Annotated in this window: 13 protein-coding genes and 2 pseudogenes; 7 read left to right on the top strand and 8 right to left on the bottom strand. The window is 58.2% G+C overall.

Annotated features, from left to right (window positions below):
- Positions 1 to 100: 100 nt before the first annotated feature.
- A complete protein-coding gene (locus tag ACVILL_RS04350; protein ID WP_456728009.1) occupies positions 101 to 943 on the top strand; it encodes an electron transfer flavoprotein subunit beta/FixA family protein in 843 nt (280 codons plus the stop codon).
- A 93-nt stretch (positions 944 to 1,036) separates the two neighbouring features.
- Here the strand turns inward: ACVILL_RS04350 and tcuC are convergent, their stop codons facing one another.
- The gene (gene tcuC / locus ACVILL_RS04345; protein ID WP_456728008.1) at positions 1,037 to 2,389 is read right to left on the bottom strand and encodes a tricarballylate/proton symporter TcuC; all 1,353 of its coding nucleotides are present in this window, start codon (positions 2,387 to 2,389) and stop codon (positions 1,037 to 1,039) included.
- A 1,083-nt stretch (positions 2,390 to 3,472) separates the two neighbouring features.
- On the opposite strand from tcuC, the gene ACVILL_RS04340 reads away from it, so the two are divergent.
- The 5 genes from ACVILL_RS04340 to ACVILL_RS04320 all read left to right on the top strand — a co-directional run bounded on the left by ACVILL_RS04340 (position 3,473) and on the right by ACVILL_RS04320 (position 9,775).
- Complete coding sequence (locus ACVILL_RS04340) at positions 3,473 to 4,696, top strand: GFA family protein (RefSeq protein ID WP_456728007.1); 1,224 nt, start codon at positions 3,473 to 3,475, stop codon at positions 4,694 to 4,696.
- Between the two features lie 5 nt (positions 4,697 to 4,701).
- On the top strand, positions 4,702 to 5,388 hold the full coding sequence (locus tag ACVILL_RS04335; RefSeq protein ID WP_456728006.1) for a 2OG-Fe(II) oxygenase: 687 nt from the start codon (positions 4,702 to 4,704) through the stop codon (positions 5,386 to 5,388).
- Between the two features lie 833 nt (positions 5,389 to 6,221).
- Positions 6,222 to 8,822, top strand: coding sequence for a hypothetical protein (locus ACVILL_RS04330; RefSeq protein WP_456728005.1), 2,601 nt, complete (start codon positions 6,222 to 6,224; stop codon positions 8,820 to 8,822).
- Between the two features lie 143 nt (positions 8,823 to 8,965).
- Positions 8,966 to 9,145, top strand: coding sequence for a hypothetical protein (locus ACVILL_RS04325; protein WP_456728004.1), 180 nt, complete (start codon positions 8,966 to 8,968; stop codon positions 9,143 to 9,145).
- 405 nt (positions 9,146 to 9,550) lie between these two features.
- Positions 9,551 to 9,775, top strand: a complete 225-nt coding sequence (locus ACVILL_RS04320) for a hypothetical protein (RefSeq protein ID WP_456728003.1) — start codon at positions 9,551 to 9,553, stop codon at positions 9,773 to 9,775.
- A 705-nt stretch (positions 9,776 to 10,480) separates the two neighbouring features.
- Here the strand turns inward: ACVILL_RS04320 and ACVILL_RS04315 are convergent.
- The 7 genes and pseudogenes from ACVILL_RS04315 to trpD form a co-directional block, all read right to left on the bottom strand.
- Positions 10,481 to 11,779, bottom strand: a complete 1,299-nt coding sequence (locus tag ACVILL_RS04315) for a preATP grasp domain-containing protein (protein ID WP_456728002.1) — start codon at positions 11,777 to 11,779, stop codon at positions 10,481 to 10,483.
- 185 nt (positions 11,780 to 11,964) lie between these two features.
- Positions 11,965 to 13,501 (bottom strand): annotated as a pseudogene (locus ACVILL_RS04310) (class I adenylate-forming enzyme family protein).
- Between the two features lie 129 nt (positions 13,502 to 13,630).
- Positions 13,631 to 13,906 (bottom strand): hypothetical protein, encoded by a 276-nt coding sequence (locus ACVILL_RS04305; RefSeq protein ID WP_456724742.1) that lies wholly within the window; start codon positions 13,904 to 13,906, stop codon positions 13,631 to 13,633.
- A 797-nt stretch (positions 13,907 to 14,703) separates the two neighbouring features.
- A complete protein-coding gene (locus ACVILL_RS04300; protein WP_456728001.1) occupies positions 14,704 to 15,828 on the bottom strand; it encodes a M20 family metallopeptidase in 1,125 nt (374 codons plus the stop codon).
- Positions 15,829 to 16,201: 373 nt separating this feature from the next.
- On the bottom strand, positions 16,202 to 16,399 hold the full coding sequence (locus ACVILL_RS04295) for a hypothetical protein (protein WP_456728000.1): 198 nt from the start codon (positions 16,397 to 16,399) through the stop codon (positions 16,202 to 16,204).
- Between the two features lie 369 nt (positions 16,400 to 16,768).
- Positions 16,769 to 16,963: a hypothetical protein gene (locus ACVILL_RS04290; protein ID WP_456727999.1), complete on the bottom strand. Its 195-nt coding sequence runs from the start codon at positions 16,961 to 16,963 to the stop codon at positions 16,769 to 16,771.
- Positions 16,964 to 18,031 (bottom strand): anthranilate phosphoribosyltransferase, encoded by a 1,068-nt coding sequence (gene trpD, locus ACVILL_RS04285; protein WP_456727998.1) that lies wholly within the window; start codon positions 18,029 to 18,031, stop codon positions 16,964 to 16,966.
- Between the two features lie 1,609 nt (positions 18,032 to 19,640).
- On the opposite strand from trpD, the pseudogene ACVILL_RS04280 reads away from it, so the two are divergent.
- Positions 19,641 to 19,853, top strand: a pseudogene (locus ACVILL_RS04280) (phosphomannomutase/phosphoglucomutase); the annotation flags it as partial.
- Positions 19,854 to 20,335 lie beyond the last annotated feature (482 nt).

Here is a 20,335-nt window from a genome sequence, read left to right as displayed (position 1 = left end):
CCGCCCAGGCCTTTGTAATGGCGAGCACAGTCCAAGGAGAGTCGTTGTGGTACGAGACTTGCTGTTCTCTTCGCAGTGTCGTAACTTCTGGAGCAACTCCGTGCACAATGTCGTCTGCATCAAACAGGTTCCCGACTCTGCACAGATTCGCGTGCACCCCGTTACCAATACGATCATGCGTCAGGGTGTGCCGACCATCATCAACCCATATGACCTCTTTGCGCTTGAGGCCGCGCTGGAACTGCGCGATCGGTTTGGCGGCGAAATAACCGTGCTTACAATGGGCCCGCCGTCGGCGGAAGACTCTTTGAGGAAGGCGCTGACCTATGGCGCCGATCGCGCCGTACTGCTCACCGATCGATGCTTTGCGGGCTCCGACACCCTTGCCACGACGTATGCACTGGCAACAGCCATCCGAAAGATCGGTAAGGAATATGGCCCGGTAAACCTCATCTTCACGGGCAAGCAGACCATCGACGGCGATACCGCGCAGGTTGGGCCAGGCATCGCAAGGCGCCTGGGCGTGCTGCAGCTTACCTACGTCGCCAAAGTCAGATCCCTGGATCTCGCCGCACACACAATCGAAGCGGAACGACGTTCCGAAGGTGGTATCCAGGTCCTGCACACGAGGCTGCCCTGTCTCGTCACCATGCTGGAGGCGACAAACCAGATTCGGCGCGGCGCGATGGCGGATGCCTTACGTGCCGCACGGGCGCCGATCGTGAAATGGAGCGCGCACGACGCAGGCGTTGAGGACATCTCCAAATGCGGTCTCAAGGGCTCACCGACCGTCGTCAAGCGAGTGTTCGCCCCCTCTGCACGCGCTGAGAAGGCGGCCTTGGTTGAGGCCACGGAGCAACCCGCGCAGGCGCTGATCGACGCTATTTTCAAGTATCAACCCAAGCTCGAAGCCGATCTTGCGGTATCAGCCCGTGATGCTTGATCTGGATAGAAGGTCAGTCAGACCAAACACAAGTCCAGCTTCGAGATGGCGGTGACGACGAGGCAAAACCTGTCTGCATCCGGGAGCACCATGCTAGGGCGATGCCGTTTGCACGCCCAAGGTGCTGTCATTTGGTTCAGGGTGTGAACGGTCCGCGGTTCTCGACGGTTTGGCGGTGCCCCGATAGATGGTCAGTGCCGCGATGATGCCGAGCGTGGCTGAAAACATCAGCCAATACGCCGGTGAAGCCTTGTCGTTAGTCCGCTCAATGAGCCAGGTCGAGGCCAACGGCGTAAAGGTCCCAAACAAGGCGGCCGCGAGTGCGAAGGCCAGGGAAAAGCAAGTTGTGCGCACATGCGCAGGCACGATCTCAACGAGCGCGCCCAACATAGTTCCGCTGTAGGTGCCAAAATAGAACGAGAACATCATCGCGACCGCCAACATCTTGCCGAAGGTGGGAGCGCTTACCAGCCAGTTCAAAGCCGGATACGCGCTCATCAATGCAAGACCGGCAATGGCGAGCAGAACTGGCTTTCGGCCGATACGGTCGGAGACGGCGCCGCCAATTGGATTCCAGATGAAATTGGTCATGGCGACCAGGAGCGTCACCAGGAGAGCATCCTGAGCGGACAGCTTCAAGACTGTCTTGCCGAAAGTGGGCGTGTAAACGGTGACGAAATAGAAGGTCGTTGTGCTCAGGATCGCCATCATCATTCCGAGAACGACTATGCGCCAGCCGACCAGCGCCGAGGCAAAGATCTCGCGGGCTTTCGGATGCTTCCTCATCGCCAGAAATTCTGGCGTTTCCTCCAGTGTTCGACGAAGAAGGAAGATAAGCGGGATGATAAGGCAGCCGAGAAAGAATGGAATGCGCCACCCCCAGGAGGCGACGGTTTCGGCCGGCATCGACTCGTTCAGCAGGTAGCCCACGCTCGCCGCGACAAAGATCGCGACCTGCTGGCTGGAGGATTGAAAGGATGTATAGAAGCCGCGATTGCCTGGGGTTGCGATCTCCGCCAGGTAGACTGAAACGCCGCCGACCTCGACGCCGGCGGAAAAACCCTGCAGCAGCCGTCCAGCCAAAACGATAATCGGGGCTGCAATGCCAATGGTCGCGTAACTGGGACAGAAAGCGATAATGACAGTGCCGATTGCCATGATCGATAGTGTGATGATCAGGCCCTTTCGACGGCCGATCTGATCGATATAGGCGCCGAGGACGATTGCGCCTACTGGACGCATCAAGGCACCCAACCAGAACACGCCGAAAGTGTTGACCAACGAGGCTGTTTCACTTTCGGATGGGAAGAAGGCTCGTCCGATAGCGCTGGCGTAAAAGCCAAACAGGAAAAAGTCGAATTGCTCGAGGAAATTGCCGCTGGTTGCACGCAGGATCGCATTGACGCGCGATTTAACCGTCCCATGCTGAATAAGTGTCTGTGACAAGCGAGTTTCCTTCCCGTCAAAAATGGCCGGTTCGGAAAACCTCACGCCAGCCCAATTGCATCAGGCCGTGACTCTGTCATTGGTGACATTACCGACCGAGCGGAAGGCGCCTGATCTTTTCGGCGTATTTTCGGCGATAATTAGATTAGTGCACATATTTCAGCGCCAGTTCGCGGAGCACCAGCAGATCTCAACGCCAATTGCCGCAAGCTCACTTCACGTCAAACAAGAATTGACGAATACCTGAGGCGATTCGTTTGCCGGCTCACGGCAGCTATGAGGCTTGTTCGGGCGCTTCTGGCGGTCAAGGACGTATGCCCCTTGTGGGCAGAGACTGGCACTTATTCGCTGCTCGATTTCCGACAGCCATGCAAACCGTGTCAGACTCAAGACACCTGTCCTGACGAGCCGGCATCAACGTTTTACCAAACTATTCCGAAACTTATGGCGCGAGACCAGGGTTGGCACGGCGATTGCTGGAACGTGCAAGACCACAGGAGCGGACGAGTGCAGGCGGAACGGGTAAGAGCAGCGGCGGTGTTTTCTCAGACGCTCGTAGGGGCGAGTTGCCGACATCTCGCGCAGATCGCGGCGGAAGCTCCTAAGAGCACGTTAGACACGCCTCCTTCTAGCAGCGCTGTCCCAAGCGCGTAGCCAGTCAAAAATGAGCAATGAGCAGAAACCGCGGGGATTCGATGCATCTTGCGACCGACGTCAAGAGAGGCTCGATCGCGCAAACAGAGCCCCTCCTGTGACGCAAAATCCCGATGCTTTTGGGCGGGCCAATAACTCACCATGAATCTGCGCGTGATGTCTGGAGGCGCCAACCATGCGCGGAATTGGACTGATCTGGATCGTAATCCGACAGAACTATCGCCGCTTCAATCCATGGGCGTGCTCCATGTGTGAACGGGATTGGGCTCAAGACGCACGGCTAAGGGGGCCGCGAGGATGCAAAGAGTAGAGTTCGCCTCGGAGGCGACGGCGATCATGAGCGCCATCGCGCCAACTAGCTCGTCTGTCTCGACTGGCCAATAGCTGGTCCCGACGAGAATTCGCTTCTTCAGGGCTCGTGCTCCCCTCATGGCTGTCGTCCCAATGACGTCTTCTCAAGCTTCTCGATTTTCGCCGGATCAGCCTCCGCAGAGTTTTTGCGCGCATTTGACTGAGCGTGCGCGAGCTCTGTTTGGCGCGCATCCCTTTGCTGAGCAGCTGTCCGAAGAGCAGCTTGGTCGCCTGCTGCCTGAATACCTGGCGATGTCACAGGCCTTTCCCTACCTGCAGGCAGGGTCGCAAAAAGATCTCATATTCGATGCAATGCATCATAATCGGGATCTTCCCAGGGATATTGAACTGACCAGCGTCGTCGCTAATTTCATTTGTTGGGATGAGACGGGCGGCTATGGCCGAGTTCTCCAGGGTGGCAAGGCGGCGCTACCCGATATTCTGCTGACCGAAAATTTTCACTCAAATCTGTTTAGAAGGGATGCATTGCGACTGCTCGGCAGAGCAATACGTCCCAACTATAGCGCCACGACGAACCGGTACCTGCATTCTCTCTATGATGGGTTGTCAGCGAAAGACCCCGTGGTGCGTTGCGCCTACATGGTCGCCTTTGAGTTGCATGCTGCGGACATGATCCAGGCGCTGTGGACCACTACCGTCAAAACCTTTGATGCGAGCCCCGACGATCTTGAGTACTTCCGGAGCCACGTCGGTGGAAAAGATCCGGCCGAGAAGTATCATGGAGAAATGACAAGCCGGCTCATCGGCGAAATTGTCCCGGCTGACCGCAACGGCATCTTCTTGGACGAGTTCGATCGAGCCTATCGACTGAACTTGCAGTGGTGTCACGATCTGCTCCGGATTGTCTCACTTGAGCAAAACGACCGATCTGAAATCGAACACCGTGGCCATTGTCATTGTGGTTCTGTCAAATTCCGCGTCCGGGCGCCGCGGCAGCTCTCTGCAGTTCGATGCAATTGCTCGATCTGCCGGATGTCTGGATTTATGCACTTGCTGGTACCTGGCGATAGGCTCACGATTGAATGTGGCGAAGAGTTCCTCATCACTTATCAGTTCAACAAGAACATCGCCCGGCACACGTTTTGTCGGGTTTGCGGGGTCAAGCCATTCTATCGGCCGCGGTCGAACCCAGCCGGATTCAGCATCAATGTTCGATGCCTGGATAAAACAACGATCGAAAGCATCAGAATAGACGAGTTCGATGGCGAGCATTGGGAACAAGCATTCGGCTCTATGCAACCAGGACCCAGGCTCTGCATCGAAGAACAAACCCCGGAGTGAACCCAATGGCGCGTTCAGCAAATGACAAAAAGGGCCTACTTTCAGAAGAGGCTCTGACGAAATTCCGCGTAGAGCTCTTGGTGAAGGGGACGATCGTGATCGGCTCCCAGACGTTATTTACACTGGATGAACTGGCGAGGATCAATCAGCTGCAGGCTGAGATTCCCGAAGAAGAGGTGCGGTTGGGAGATGCCGGCGACTCGCACAACGTCTTTGTCAAACGCGTGAGGGTGGACCCACCCGGCCGCAGTCCCAGCAATGTGGACGGCGCAGCGCCGAGGCAAATCATCGATCTGCTTGAAAGGAAAGACCGCGGATTCGCATTAAAAACGATCCTGGGAGCATCGTCAGATTATGTGATTCGCAGATGCCAGTTGCATCGTATGCCTCCCGGTTCGTTTGTTGGCATCCATTTGGATGCCGAGAGCGATCCAGACTTTGAGTACTCCGTAATTGTGCAGCTCGCGCAAGACTTTGAGGGTGGCGAATTCGTCGTATATCCGAGCGCGTACGAGCAGCAGGTATTTCGACCACCATTTGGTGCGGTTCTTGTCACAACATGTAGGCTGCGGCATGAGGTGAAGCCTGTATCCGCCGGGGAGCGCCGGTCGCTGGTCTACTTCTGTTCGAAGCGCAGCGGCACAAACCGACGCGTCATCGAAAGCTCTACCAGCGGCCATGAAGCAAGTTAACTCGAGTACCTGCGAGTAAGATGAGTGGCGCGGAGGTCTCACGCTGAGTTCGGCAGATCGCAGCTATCTTGCAGAAGATCTGTCCTGCGAAGCGGTTTGTCGCTGCGGAACGCGCTGTCAAATCGGATCCGCCGAAGACCGTCGGCGAGAGCCATTCGGAAAGGAATGACGTGGTGACCCATCAAGGTCCCGCAGCGAGCTCGCGCGCACAAAGGGGGCGTCGGCCGTTCCAGATTCCACCGGAACGAGGTGACGAAGACGTTGGTCAAAGTGGGAACCGGGCGCTTCGAACAGTGAACACGTTTTTGCTGGGTCCATCTGTTTTGGAGGGCCAGTGCGGAGACGCGTTCGTTGGGCGCCGATCGTCAGCTGATCCGCCCGCTGCAATGAGCGTGGCGGTAGATGGTGGAATTCAGCGACCGAAATTGCTCTGGCTTAAGGGAGTCGGCTGCTCCTCGCCCAGGCTGCCAAAATGCTGAGCGGAGCCATGGAAGAAGCCACGATCGCACAACTTGCCTCATAAGAATACTGGGGCAACATCGCGGCACGACCTCGTCACTGTTTTCGAACTGCGGGTGTTCCGGCGCGTGCTCGACCGTGTTGTCGCGCCGCTCGTAGAAAGCTGCGGTCTCGTCAGGTTCTCGACAGCTATCCGGCCTAGCAAAGCAGGCGGATGCTGGGACCATTTGGGACGGTGTGTACGAAACCAGGGTTTAGTGCAAGGGGCAGCGAAGAAAAGCGGTTAGCTGATGCTCTAATCGCACTCGCTCGATTGCCCGATTGTCCATGCGGCAGCCGAGACCCAGATATTTCACCGTCGAAAGTGACCGCGAATGAACTTTCCCTCTCCTGGTCGCGCGCTTCAGCAGTCGGGCAGCGTGGGCGCGCAAGACAACTCGTCGGTCTCCCCCTCGGCGGACGCGGCGGCGTTCGAACAACAGCTGGGAGAGATCGCCGATGCGGGTAGTGGCGTGCCGGAGCAGACCTCCGCCCGGCTAGTCGGCGCATGGCGAAGCGAGGGGCTGCCCCTTACGGATACCGATGAGCACGAATATTCGACGCTATCGCATGGCGGAAGCTCCGGGGCGATGCTGGTGCCCTCCGTGCAGCAGCCGAGTCGGGCAGTGTGGGCTTTTGCAGGCCGTAGCAGCGAGTCCCTTTATTTTGAAGATGTGCCTCTCGTCGAGGGACTAAGAGCGGCACTCATCAAGCGCGGATTCAAGGAGCGTACGGCGAAGGGGCACGTCGATTCTCTTCTCAGATTTGGACGCTGGCTCGTTCAACACAGCAAGCAGGGAATTGCCGAGCGTCTTCACGACAGTACGCTGAACAGCGATGCAGCGGCTTTCAAAGAGACTGGCGAGCGGGGTATCCTCACTGCGCTCGGCCATCTGCGGACCTCTCAGGTGGCGGGCGGAGTGGAGTTGATCCCGTCGCGGGCGAGCCCCTTTGCTCAGGACGCCGAGCTCATCAAGGAGTACAAGTCGACTGTCATTAACGAGCGTAAGAAGGAAGCAGCGACGGCATACAGGTATGGAACTGCCCTAGGCAGATTCAGTAAGTACCTGCGTAACAATGCCAAGTCCGCCACCGCTGCCCGGCTTCACGACAATTCGCTGGATGAAGACCTCATGCGCTATGAGGCCACCCCTGGTTATCACCCGAAGGTTCGAGCTGCACTGACCGACTTGCGAAAGACACTGGCTGGCGATGACGCGGTCGAGCTTGATGGCGTTATTCGTCCCGACTCGGAAGCCGCGGCCGTAACGGGTGAAATGTGGTCGGCAGACGCCGTTGCGCCCGACAGCGTGTGGCAGCGAACGGTCGGCTGGCCAGAGATGCTGCCTGCGCAAGGTCACGAGCAGGATGCGCCCTCGAGCGTCATGGATCAACCGAGCCCCTCGGCTTATCTGGCGCCGCAAGCAGGCCAGGCCGGGCGCAGCGCCGATCTCCTTTATTCCGAGGATATTCCCCTCATTCTCGAGCTTAGGGAGGCGCTCCTCAGGGGCGGGGCCGCCGAGAGCACAGCCAGGAGCAATGTCGATTATCTTTTAGGCTTCGACCGCTGGCTCTTTGGCAACGACAGGCCGGCAATGGCGGAACGGCTTGACCACGAGATGCTGGATGAAGAGATCGAGGAATTCATAGCAAAGGGCGGTGCCACGAACGTGCGTACGGCACTGGCTCATTTGCGGACCTCTCAGGCAGCGGGCGGAGTTGCGCCGGTCGCAGGCCAACCTGACCTAAAGGCCTATCCGGACGACGCGGCACGCATCAAGCAGTACAAGGAAGACGCGGCGGCCGCCGGGACATCAAAGATTGCCAGGACCTATGCAAGTATTATGATCGATTTCAGTCACTACCTGCGCGAAAACAACAGGCAGAGCATTGCCGCTCGCCTCGACGAGGATGGGCTGGATAAGGATCAGTCGCTCATCGAAGATATGGATCTCTATCGGCAATCCGGTGGTTCCAGGGCGATCCGTGCCGCGCTAGAGCATTTGCGGACCGGTGCGAGAAAACCTGCATCTCTGCATGCTGAGGATGCGTCGCTCATTTCCGCGCTTGAGAACGCACTCATCAAGGCGAACTTCGAGAAGATCACCGCCCAAACCAATGGACGGATTCTCCGAAGATTCAGCCGATGGCTTTTTGCAAACGAAAAGCTCGCCATTGCTGCCAGGCTTTACGATAAGTCGCTGGATAAGGATGCAGCAGCTTTTGACAAGAGCGGCAAACGGCGCGCTCTCACGGCACTGGCACATCTGCGGGCCTCACAGGCGGCAGACGGAATTGCACCCAATGCAAGTCGCGCCAAAACGGTCGCGAACCTCTTCCATCCCGAAGACGCGCAGCTTGTTTCGGCGCTCGAGAAGGCACTCGTCGCAGCCAGATACGAAGAGGCAAGCGCCCAGGCGATCGCCCGTCATATTCGCAAATTGAGCCAGTGGCTGTTAGCAAATAACAAACCGGCGATTGCCGCCCGGACCGGAGAGGAGTCGCTTGATAAAGATGCCGCGTCATTTAAGGCGAATGGGGGCGAGCAGCAGATCACGGCGTCACTGGCTCATCTGCGGGCATCTCAGTCGGCCGCCGGGATTGCGCCAAGGAAGCCCCGTGCTGAGCTCAGCCCTTATCCCGAAGATGCGGACCTGATCAAAGACTACAAAGCCGCGGAATCCCGGCCGACTGCCAGAAACTATGCACCTTTCCTTATCGGTTTCAGCAACTACTTGCGCCAAAACCACAAGCAGAGCATTGCCGCCCGACTATCCGACGAGTCGCTGGATGAGGATGTCGAGACCTACAAGAGGTCCGGCGGTCATGCAAAGACCAGTGCCGCACTGGCACATCTGGCCAAATCGGCCGCAGGCGTTCGCGCCGTGGAACTCAGGCGCTCGGCTGATAAGCTGCGCCGGACAATGCACCACTAGGAGCCGCCAATTCGCCTGTGGATGTTGCCACGGAAGAGTACGACCATCTCTCGGCGGTACCGCCTGCAGCCAGCACCCTCTCGCCGCTCGCGGGGACTCCGTACCCTCACGAGGCTCCAGATCCCGGTGAGCACGTAGACCCCTTGAGCGAGAACTACGAGAATGCGATTGCCGCAGACGGGCTGATCAATGCACCTGATTGGGGCGATTTCCTCTCCACCGAGCACGTTTTTGGCGATGATGAGCACGAGGCGGCGGGCGCCAGACCGGCGAAGAGGCAAAGGATCGACGATGCTCCGCAAAACGGCGCGTTCGAGCGGTAGTCGGCCAGATCAGCGTTTCAATAGCCGAAGCGTTAGCGCAGCCTCCAGCCAATCAGCCGGATGCTTCTGTTTCACAGGAGCACAGTGGACAAGGCTACGGGACGGCGCCGCAAGCTGCCTCGGGGGACGTTGTGGACGCCGCTTCGCAGCAAGGACCGCCGCAGGGACCTGTCAGCTGGCCATTGCTTCTGCCGACGGCTTACGATCAGGATCAGCTCTGGGGGGCGTTGGAAGACCTTCCGGCGTGGTCCGGGTTAGCCAGCCCCAAGCGCGCGCCGGAGGCAGAGCAAGTAGCACGGCCGGCAACAGCTGGATCCACCTCGAGCTGGTCGCTGCCGACGTCGCCCGACTTTGATTGAAGCATGCTGCCGGCAACGCCATCCTCTGTCGAGACGCGTTCGTCTGATGTCGAGCGGGGTGTCGAGGCCCCTGATTGATTTGCTGTCTCAAGAATCGCGTGATGAAGGCCAGCTTGCGCCATCACGCACGCCAACTGATGCCGGGACCGAAGGCGTGACTCCCACAACCTCGGTGGATGGGCACAGCGGACAGCGGCTTGGCCTGACCGAATGGTTGCACGACGAACATATCGCCGCCGATTACGCCCTGGTTGAAGAGGAGTTGTATTGAAACAATCCAGATCTTGTTCGCCAGACCGGATTCGTACAGCCGGCGCAAGCCCAGCTATTGCGCCTGGTTCCGAGTGAGAGCGACCGCCTGCAGATTCTGCTGCAGATCTTCAATGAGAATGATACAGTTGTCGCCAACTTCTTGTTCGTCCCGGTGAATGATGCTGGAGTTGCGGACGGCGGATCGCATTGGTCGCTGCTGCTGGTTGATTGGCGCGTGCCGACAGCAGCGGTTGCCTATCACTATGACTCTGCCGGGCTTTTGCAACAGTGCCGTTGCAGAATAGCTCGCAGCACGTCTCGGCTCCCGCTTTCAAGCGGCACGGATGGCCCAGCAGCAGAACGGTTATGAATGCCGAGTCTTCGTGGTGGACGCGACGCGAGCGCTGGTTGGACGATTGGCGCAAGGAGAGCGGCCGGACCGTGAGCCGCTGCACCTCGAGCGCCTCATCGCCGATCGACCGGCACTTCGGGATCGCCTCAGGACTGATCGCGGCTTGCGCTGACGGACTCCATCGGACCGCCGGTTTTCGCCCGGATCAGTCTCTCGGCTGAACAGCGCAGCCGGCAACGGATATCCGCATCATGCGAGACGGACGCGGATTTCGGGTCACCTCGCAGGTACCGTTCTCCAGCACGCTACCGAAAGCAGGGGCAAGTTCGAATGAATGGAGTGGCAGGATAGATGTGGTTACTGTGATTCCAATCAAACCAGTCTGAGGAGCCGTTGTTTCAGATCGCCGGCGGCGGCCCGGTCGTACGCAATCACGAGGCACTCCACCGTGCCAGCCTCCTCGTCAACGGCAAGCGGGATCACGCCCTGCTTGCGTGTGCCATCGAATAGGAAACCCTCCTTGGCGAAACGTTCATGTGCAGTCCGGAGCGAACTCGATCGAACGTTCCTCACGGATGAAATAACGTAGGAGCCGGAGTAGTCGAAGCCCAGGAGCCGGACGGCAATGCTGTGCAACACCGAGCCGCCACCCCAGCGGCCGTTCGCTTCATTGAATAGCAGCCGTCCGTCGTTCGCGAAAATTGCGTCAATATTAATTGGTCCGCGATATCCTAGATTGCGGACAAGGGATACGAACCGGTAGGCATGCGCCTGCGCAGTCAACCATTGCTCATTCCCCAGATCGCTTGGAAGTTCAAGTCCTGTCCAGATCAGAGCCCGTTCAGATCGATCGGTGCTCCGGCGTAGTCGAATATTCCCACTGTTGATGAAAGTGATTGAGCCATCACGCTCGATTTCATACTCGAGATAGAACGGAGTTCGCGCCAAGTGGTACGATTCGACCACGAGCGTCTTGCATGACGCAGTTGTCATCTCAGACCAAAGTACGTCCGGATCGAACGACGGCCAGGCAATCTGTCGGGTCTCTCTCGCCCCGGGTAGCGGACCGTCTTCATTGCTGCTCAGAATGACATTTCCGACCCCGCCGGCCCCATTGTCCAGCTTCACAATGACCCTGCCGGTTTCGTGCCGGAGCGAGTTGACCGCTCGGAACAGTTCGTTCGAATTCGTCGTTATGGAACCATTGGGCAACGGAAGTGCGACACTTGTCGCCAGTTGACGGAAGTGGCTCTTGCGGTTCAATAGATCAGGCCCACGCTGTAGAGCGAATTCGTCGCCAGTCTGCTGTATACCCAGCACGGACGCCAGCCGCGCCACGCCTTCGCTGGAGTAGCAGGGATACATGCTCCAGGATGATTTCTGACGAATATGCCTGTTGATTTGCTCAACCATGCTGTTGGACAGCAGTGCGTAATCGTTGAGAATCGGCGCTTCGCGGTCGCCTCCAGGTACAAGCAATGAAAGACTGGAGGCGTCGAAATTAAGCGTCGCGCCAACGTAGGAGAGCAGATCCGTCGGGATAGATAGGGGGGACACTATCAGATCGCCCTCCTGAGCAAACCACGCCGAACGGTAAACCGAGTTGCCGGCGAGCGAAAGTTGAGCTGCTACCAGATCGGAGCCCGACATTTGCGCCGTGCCGGCATTCATGATTATGATCCGCGGCATCAGTGACCTTTGCGCATTGGGATGTGATCAGAGCGAGAGACGGTCAACAATGGCGAAGTCGCTGCAGCAGAGCCTGTAGATGCCCAGGCGGAAAAGCTCATTTTGCGCCGTCACGATGTCACCTGCGGGGTCGCTGAGAAGTAGAGCTAACGTGCAATCCGCCGAACTCAATTGCCATTTGCTTTGTAGCTTGATCTCGCGTCAGCCTTCTTCAGCATGAAATGCTGGACCTTGCCCAACGCAGTTTTCGGTAGCTCTGGCGTGAAAATGATCTCGTGCGGTACCTTGAAACGGGCGAGCTGCGACCGGACATGCGCGATCAGCGCTTCTGCTTCGAGCCGGGCGCCCGGTCGCCTGATTACATAAGCGACCGGTACTTCTTCCCAACGCGGATGCGGTCGACCGATGACAGCGCAATCTGCAACATCCGGATGACCAACAAGCACACGTTCAACTTCGGCCGGATAGATGTTCTCTCCACCGGAAATGATCAGGTTGTTCTTGCGGTCATGCACCCAAAAATACCCGTCGGCGTCGCGACTACCAATGTCGCCGGTGCGATACCAGCCACCGTCCAGAGCCTTGCGGGTTGTCTCTTGATCCTCCCAGTATCCGCAGAAGACGTTGGGCCCGCGTACTGCGATCTCGCCTGCGCCACCGGCCGGCAGCGTGTGCCCAGCATCATCTATGATCGCAGCTTCGCAACACAGACCTGCGAGGCCGCTCGATCCCTCGGGCACGAGACCCCCGCCGAGCTTAGTATACACAGCGATCGGGCAGGTCTCCGTCGAACCGTAAACCTGCAGGACCGGCACGCCGCGCGCGACAAAGACCTCGACAAGATCGTGGGGCACCATAGTAGATCCGGTACAGATTGCCCTGAGCGCGGAGAGGTCGGTGCTATCCCATCGGGCATTCTCGGTCAGGGCTCGCATCATGGCTGGCACCAAAACTGCCAGAGTGGGTCGATCGCGCTCGAACGCGTCGAGAGTGGTCTCCGGTGTAAAGCGGCTGTGGATAGTAACCGTCGCGCCGTGATGCAAACTGGGCGTCGTCTGGATGTTTAGTCCACCGACGTGGAACAGTGGCAGGACAGTCAAGGCGTGATCGGCCGAGGTGAGGTCATGCATGTGCTGACTCATGACGCCGTTCCAGAGCAGCGCTTCCTGACGCAGTACGGCACCTTTCGGTCGTCCTGTCGTGCCCGAAGTGTAGACGATCAAAAGCGGGCAAGACAGGTCCGCACCTGGATTGCGTCCGTCACCACAGTCTGCGTCCAGAAGATCGTCGAGTTTGTTTCCGCCGATAGGTGCGAAATCTAGCCCGACGACAGAAACAGAAGAGCAGTTGCCTCGCCACAACAGGCAAGACTGCGTCGAAGGACCGCTCAACTAGCAACACGTTTGCTCCTGAGTCGGACAGAATGAACAGCTGCTCGGCGGGCGCGAGGCGCCAATTTAAAGGTAGGAGAATTGCGCCGAGCCGCGCGCACGCATACAGCAGCACGAGATAGTCTGGTCGGTTCAGGCTAAGGATCGCGATCCGGTCTCCTCGCTCTACCCCGAACTGGCTCTTGAGGGCGCAAGCCGCCCGCCCTATCCGGCGATTGAGGCTCGCGTAGCTTAGAGTCTGCCCCTCGAAACGGATGGCGGCTTTATTAGGAGCATACGCTGCGTTGCGTTCAATTAGTGTGCAGAGGTCCAACTAAATCTCCATATGATCCAGCTCCGCGCAACGGTTCGAACAGGCCTCGCAACGCGCTCGCGAGGCCCACCACATGGTTCGGTGCCCGTTGCACAAGCGACGATCACACCCTTCGGCAGGACAACGCAGCTATTGATTGTTGTCACGGTTGCGATCAACAGATATTGCCTGGCGAATCGCTGGCGACTGATTACTCATTCTGTTCGGCTCGGCGGCGGTCGTGTGCATCTGCCGGTAGTGGTAGGCGCACCATGACGACTGTTTCTTGCCCGGTCTTTGACAGACAGGCTCGCCGCACATATAGGCAGCTCTGGTATCTCCATCCTTGAAGCCGATGATGGCCCGGCATTGGCCTTCAGTATGGTCGATCAACAAGACCTTGTTGACGCCGTCAGGCTCTTTCAACTTGCTGCTCCAGGATACCAGGCAATCTCTTCGGTGCCGTTCCGGTCACGCCGAGTGACACTCGCAGCTGGGGCCCTTTGAAAACCTCTGGAGGCTTACGGCCTGTCGCACATCTGCGCGACGAGAATGCGCCGGCAGGCCGGCATGAGCGGAGCGAAGAGCCGGTTCGGCGGACTGCTTCTGGGGCTGTGTCCCGCCAGAACAGGGGGGCGGGTTCACTATCGGGAAGAGGCCGCGCCCTGCAGTGGCGCCGCACCGAACCCTGCATTGATCTCGTCGGACGTCACCTGCTCGCTGCGGGCCCGGCTTGCGGCAGCCACAGTGTTGCGGTTCTGCAATGCCCAACCATTTGCAACTAGCCGCGAGCCGTAAGGCTGCGGTCAAGACGCGCTGCGTCACTGTTTCGACCGAAAGGCCGTCAGGGATGAAGATCATGACCAACCAGTGCGGGGTTGTTCTGACCAGCTCAGACATTCGTCAATCCTTCCAGTCCCGGCGGCGGATGAAGATGCGTGCCAACCGTAAGATCGTACAACTTAACGTTACGTCCGATTCAAGCCCTTTCTGACAATCTCGCCGTGAACATGCCAAAGGGTATATCGGGACGGACCTCCGGGACGGTTGGAGAGCTTCTAGCGCGTGATCTGCGTCAGAAAGTTGCGCTCCCATGAGAATGGTTCTGCGGCTGGCAGGGCCTTTGTCGAAAAGGCTCGCACGTCCAGCGATCGAGTGCACGCGACCAGGAGCCGATTGCGCGACACCCTCCGCTTAAGTTCGCTCGCCTACCGATGCGTGGATTATCGCAGTGTCTGATAGAGGCGATACAGCAGCCGCGCGCGAGGTTCGATCGATGAAATATAGAGTTGCTCATAATGCGTGTGCGCGCCCTTGCCGTCTACGCCGAGGCCATCGAGGGTTGCGGTATGCGGCGCGGTGAAATTGGCATCGGAGCCGCCGCCGCTGAACGCGTCGAGCAGCTCGAAACCGATCTCGGCGGCAAGTTGCCTGGCGTGTTCGTAGAGCGTAGCGCCGGCCTTGCTCTTCTCATAGGGAGGACGGTTCAAGCCGCCCGATACTTTCAGGCGAACGCCATCGGTGCGCGAGGTCATTCGGAGAATTCTCGGCACCAACTCGTCTGCATGAGCCATAGTCGGCACGCGCAGGTCGACTTCCGCATAGGCCTGTTCGGCGATTACGTTCGGCTTGGTGCCGCCGCGGACGACGCCAACGTTGACGGTGATGCCGCGCGAAAGATCGTTCATCGCCTCGAGCATCTGGATCACATTGGCTAGCTCCCGGATCGCGCTACGGCCGTCCTCGGGGCGTTCGCCGGCGTGCGCCGGCGCGCCCTTGATGAACACATCGAAGCGGCCAACACCCTTCCGCCCGGTGACGATCTTGCCGCCGTCGCGCGCTGGTTCGGTAACCAGCACATATTTTGCCTTGCGGCCTTCGGCCTCGATCAGCGCCCGCGAGGTCGGACTGCCGATCTCCTCATCCGACACGTAGAGGTGGGTGATGCCGAGCGGCGGGCGCGCGTCGTCGGCGCAGATCTGCCGAAATGCATGATAGGCTAGATAGGCGCCGCCCTTCATGTCGTAGGTACCCGGGCCGAACGCGCTGTCACCGTTGATCTTGAACGGTAGTCGTCTTATGAATCCCATCGGATGAACTGTGTCGAGATGGCTCAACACCAGAATGCCCGGCACGCCCTGTCCCCATGACGAGCGCGTGACCAGGTGATCGCCGCGGCCCTCACGTCCCGCAATGCGCTCGATGGTGGCCGGCAGGTCGCGATAGCCGGCCGCGACGACGTCAGCCAGCTTGTTGAGCTGATCCGGCCGTTCCGTCGGGGACTCGATCTCGACCCAGCGACGGATGCCATCGAGGATCGCGGAGGTTTCAAACGGGTAACTGGACATAGTCGTCTGATGCCTCTCGACTCTCGACCTTCATCACTCGCGCAAGATCATGGTAGGACCCACTTGCTCGCATCAGGATCGAGCACGGAGATCGCAGGTTGGCTGGCTATTGTGACGCAGTGTGCCTTTGATCCATGATGTTGCCGCGACACTGATGCTACGCGCCTGCCGTGGAGAACTGAGCTACCAAAGCTGGTAGTTTACGTCGGGCTATGCGGGTTCAACGTGCGGTGGGAGGGTTTAGTTAGTCGCGAGGTACGCGCGCTTTTCAATGCGGTGAGCCCGGTAGAAACAAAACCGTCCACGATTGCGCGGATGATTGTTCGATAACTATCGCTCCAGCACCGGTCGTCCGCTCAACGCGTATTCCATTCTAACGACATTCTGCGCAGAATTCGGCAAGCGGCAAGATTCGAAGCGCGCGCTGGAAGTTGGACAATGGACAGCCGCGGCCTGTCCGCGCTGCGGCAATTCGTCCGATAAAGATCCTATGTGTGCCAATGATATTGTGGTCATACGAAGCGCATTCGAGCGCGCAAAATGCTTTGGACAATAACGGCACATCAGCCATGCTTTGAGTCCAGGAAGCGGTGCCGAAGCGATGAACACCCGTCGCCGCCCCTGACCGCCAAAACGCAGAGCAAAATCCTCCTCGTCGCTGCGGAGAAGATTGATTGCAGAGCTGCCCCTAGCGAGTATCGCGTCGTGGGCCTTAGTGTAGGCGGATGCCAACAAGCAAGCACGACGAATGCCATGCAGATGGAGTCACAGAATTCGCCGTCAGGCCACGTCGTCCGCCGGCGGTTTCGGTCGTCACGATGGCGGCGTCGCTTACCAGATTTCGTATAGCCTGACGAAGTCTGCCGGCTGGATAACGGCGGTCTCAACCCAGGGGATAACTGGTGCTTCATAATCTGCTTTTGACCAGAGCGCGCCCTGGTTAGCGCGCTAAATTCACTCGCAAGAGAACACGCTTTTTTGCATCTAGCAGATGCACATCGAGCGTCGCGTGCAGCGAACCCCGCAGCTCGGGCGGGATCGAGCAATCTGTATCGATCAATTCACGAAACTTTCGAATGATGTGTTCTATCATTGCGATGGATCCGGGTGCTTCCAACTTCTGTGATGACATCATCTAATTTTCTCCTTTGGAACGCAGCGCATGCCGCGAGTTCCTATCTCGGCAACAGGTGTTGTTGGAAACTGCAATCAGGCGTTTCAGTCGAGCGGCTGCGCCGCCACCGTCAAGCGCATGTCGTGCAAGTGCGACGCCCTCCCGCAGCGTGTCGACGCGGCCGGCGACGATCAGCGCCGCCGCCGCATTCAAAAGTGCAGCGTCGCGAAATCGACCTGGAACGCCATCGAGGACGTTTTGCAGGGCGACGGCCTTGGCCTTCGCATCGCTGCCCTCCAGCGCCTCCTTGCCGCAGCGAGCAAGCCCGGCATCTTCCGGCGTTACTTCGAAGGTGCGCACTGTGCCGGTCTCAAGCGCGGCAACGAAGGTCGGTCCGGCGAGGGTAACCTCGCCGAGGCCGTTAGAGCCATGAACGACCCATGCCGATTCGGTGCCGAGGTTCTTTAACACGTAAGCCAAAGGCTGAACCCATTCGCGAGCGAATATCCCAACGATCCGCCGCTTGACCCTGGTCGGATTGGACAGGGGCCCGATGAGGTTAAGGATGGTATGGGTCCCAAGTGCGGTCCGGATCTGGCCAACGCGCTGCATCGCTGGATAATGAGCCGACGCAAATGAGAAGCCGATTCCGGCTTCGTGCACGCAGCGCGCAACGGCCTCAGGCTTGAGGTCGACGTTGACACCGAGATGCGCCAATAGGTCTGCGGTGCTAGGGCCTGAAGATGTATCGCTGTTGGCATGCCTCGCAACAGGAACGCCGGTTCCGGCGACGATAAAGGAGGCGCACGTCGTCACGTTGGCCGAATACGCGACGGTATCGTTCGTACTAGCGATATCGATGGGATCGCATGCGACCTCGACCCGCGGCATTCTCTCGCGCACCGCGGAGACCGCACCGGTGATTTCTTCGACCGTTTCGCCCCTGACTCGCAATCCCATCAACAAGCCGCCGATCTGCGACGGTGTCGCATGACCCGACATCAGGCTGTCGAATGCTGACGCAGCTTCCTCACGCGTCAGAGTGGCGCCGTTGGCAACTTTAACGATAATCGATTTAAGCGTTTCCATCGACTTTACACGTTCATTTGTCCGGATCCGAAGCGCTTCGCTTCAACGGAAGCTTTTGTTGAAGAGACATGGCACCGGCTGCATTGTTGAAGCTGTCCGACCCATCGGCGGCACGGCCGAACGTCGTCGGCGTTTGAGATATCGGTTGGTGTGGGCACCGCCATTTCGGCAAGGCTACAACCTGACGCTACGTAAGGGTCAAGCACTCCATGTTGTGATGCCGTCAAGAGATCATTCGACCGTGACACGCGAGCATTTCTTGAACTGCAGTCGGATCTCTGATCTGATCACCTCCAGCAGTTTTCGGATATCGAGCTGCCGGAGCTGGACCCACAGCATAACCGGGTCATGATTTGCGGCAACTCAGCGCTGGTGCGCGATGCCCGCGAGCTGTCGGTGGCGAAGGGCTTTGTCGAAGGCAATCACGGGTCAGCCGGTGCAATTCGTGATCGAAAAAGGCTCTGAGCGCCGCGCCTTGATTTTGTGAGATTGAGCTTAGCTTTGAACTATCCTGGTCGGACGCTTAACGCTAGACTTCCGGTGGTTGCGGGCAGGGGAAGCTATGCCGATAATTCGGATCTTGAAGGGTACGGCGACCAGTCCGGAGATGGTCGTGCGTCTCAATCGAGCCTATGAGGAGAGGCTGCGCGCTCTTTGCTTGGTGGATCGCAACGATCCCATAGCTGAGATGGTTGCGAGGAAGATCATCGAGATCGGCCAAACCGGCCTCGACGACCCGAAGCGGATATCTGCGGAAGCGCTTAAGCAACTTCGTATTGATTGGTTGCGTAACTCGTAAGTTCAGCGCGGCCAGAATGACTTGCAGTCTACGGCCGGCTTGACGGCGGCAGCCGCGCTGCACATTCGCGATTTGGCACTCCTGCGGTAAGCGCAGTAGCCGAGATGGTCCTCTGGTCGTACGCGATACATGGGTGCTCGCATCAGTCGCCCAAGACCCAGGTCGCAGCTCGCCTCTGCTGAACACCGATCGGAGAAAGTCCGTCGCCGGAGCAAGCGAATCGCAACTTACAACGCGTTCGGCCGTCTCACCTTCGCAGAACGCTTTCGATCTCGTACCATCCTGCTGTTCGATTCAGGGCACACGCAAATGACGGTGTCAACTTTTTCTGAAGCGATGATCCAATGAAGCGATATCTGTACGTAACGTACAGAACGCGCACTTTTAGTTCTGACACTGTAATGCTTCACTTTGATTCGAAGCATGTCGACAGTTGATCTGTTTCTTTCGGCGAACCCAGTAGAAAGCGTTATCTGGAGAGGGGACCGCACCATGACCAATCACGTGCCCGCCGTCCTCGACGAGCATGATAAGGCTGGAGATGGAGCTCGCCAGGCGCTGTCTGGCAGCGGCCGATGCATGATCGGCTTGGTGCGGTGCGTATTAATGCCCGCCCTTTTGTTACAAACGCGATTCTAGCGAGACTTTCCTTGCAAGATCTCGCGGCAATAGGGGAGTTCGCGGAACCGATCGTCCTCAGAGGACGTATGGTTTTGCAGGAGCCGAAACGGCCTCTTGAATATGTCTATTTTATAGAGTCGGGTCTCGTCTCGCTGAGGATTGTCGCCGCGGGCAGCATTCTTGAGCTGCGGCCAAGCGATTCGCGATCTCGTCGCCATCAACGGCGTGCACGCCACGGTGAAAGACGGAAGCTGGGGCTTGGTGCGCGCTTCGTCCAGCAAGCCGGAACTCGTGGTCGTGGTCGAAAGCCCAGTTTCCGAGAAACGGATGCGCGGCATGTTGGAGATGATGGACGGCGTGTTGCGCATGCATCCCGAGACCGGTGAATACAATCAGATCTGAGGCTGGCTTGCTAAGGTGGCATTTGCAGCAATCATTTAGATCGCCGGACTTGACAACCCACTCGATTAACTTAATTGGGAGCAAACCGTGACAACCATTGTTGTTCCCTCGGCCGGGCCACACTCAGTTCAAACTCATCCAGCAATCGGGTGTAGGAGATAAACTGAGATCGTAAAGGGTGGCATATCGGCATCAGGTGTTAGCAACGCGTGCTGTTTCTATCTCAAATCGGGCTGGTGCTTGAACCGGTGAACGAGTGTTCTCATCTTGGATTTGCGCGGGTTTGAGCCGACGGTCCAGGCGTTAGCGCGATGTGTTCCCCTTACTTCAGCGGCCAGCCAGTAGACAATGGACAAAATTTGCTCTCACCGATCGCCACTGCCATCCTCTGATTGTCCTCCCGGCCGCTCCATTTCTGGACCTCATTGGGTGATGGTCTTGAATTGGCTAGGGCAGATATTTCAAGCAGCGCGAAGTCTCTT

The organism is Bradyrhizobium sp. USDA 3364, from assembly GCF_054056355.1.
The sequence above is the reverse complement of the archived record's forward strand: the minus strand, read 5'-3'. Positions and strand labels throughout refer to the sequence as shown.

Excerpts from the sequence above, each read along its gene's own strand:
- ACVILL_RS04295 (WP_456728000.1), bottom strand. The coding sequence starts at position 16,399 with ATGGCTGATGTGCCGTTATTGTCCAAAGCATTTTGCGCGCTCGAATGC.
- ACVILL_RS04340 (WP_456728007.1), top strand. The coding sequence starts at position 3,473 with ATGGCTGTCGTCCCAATGACGTCTTCTCAAGCTTCTCGATTTTCGCCG.
- ACVILL_RS04320 (WP_456728003.1), top strand. The coding sequence starts at position 9,551 with ATGTCGAGCGGGGTGTCGAGGCCCCTGATTGATTTGCTGTCTCAAGAA.
- trpD (WP_456727998.1), bottom strand. The coding sequence starts at position 18,031 with ATGGAAACGCTTAAATCGATTATCGTTAAAGTTGCCAACGGCGCCACT.
- ACVILL_RS04330 (WP_456728005.1), top strand. The coding sequence starts at position 6,222 with ATGAACTTTCCCTCTCCTGGTCGCGCGCTTCAGCAGTCGGGCAGCGTG.
- ACVILL_RS04290 (WP_456727999.1), bottom strand. The coding sequence starts at position 16,963 with ATGATGTCATCACAGAAGTTGGAAGCACCCGGATCCATCGCAATGATA.
- ACVILL_RS04335 (WP_456728006.1), top strand. The coding sequence starts at position 4,702 with ATGGCGCGTTCAGCAAATGACAAAAAGGGCCTACTTTCAGAAGAGGCT.
- ACVILL_RS04315 (WP_456728002.1), bottom strand. The coding sequence starts at position 11,779 with ATGAATGCCGGCACGGCGCAAATGTCGGGCTCCGATCTGGTAGCAGCT.
- ACVILL_RS04300 (WP_456728001.1), bottom strand. The coding sequence starts at position 15,828 with ATGTCCAGTTACCCGTTTGAAACCTCCGCGATCCTCGATGGCATCCGT.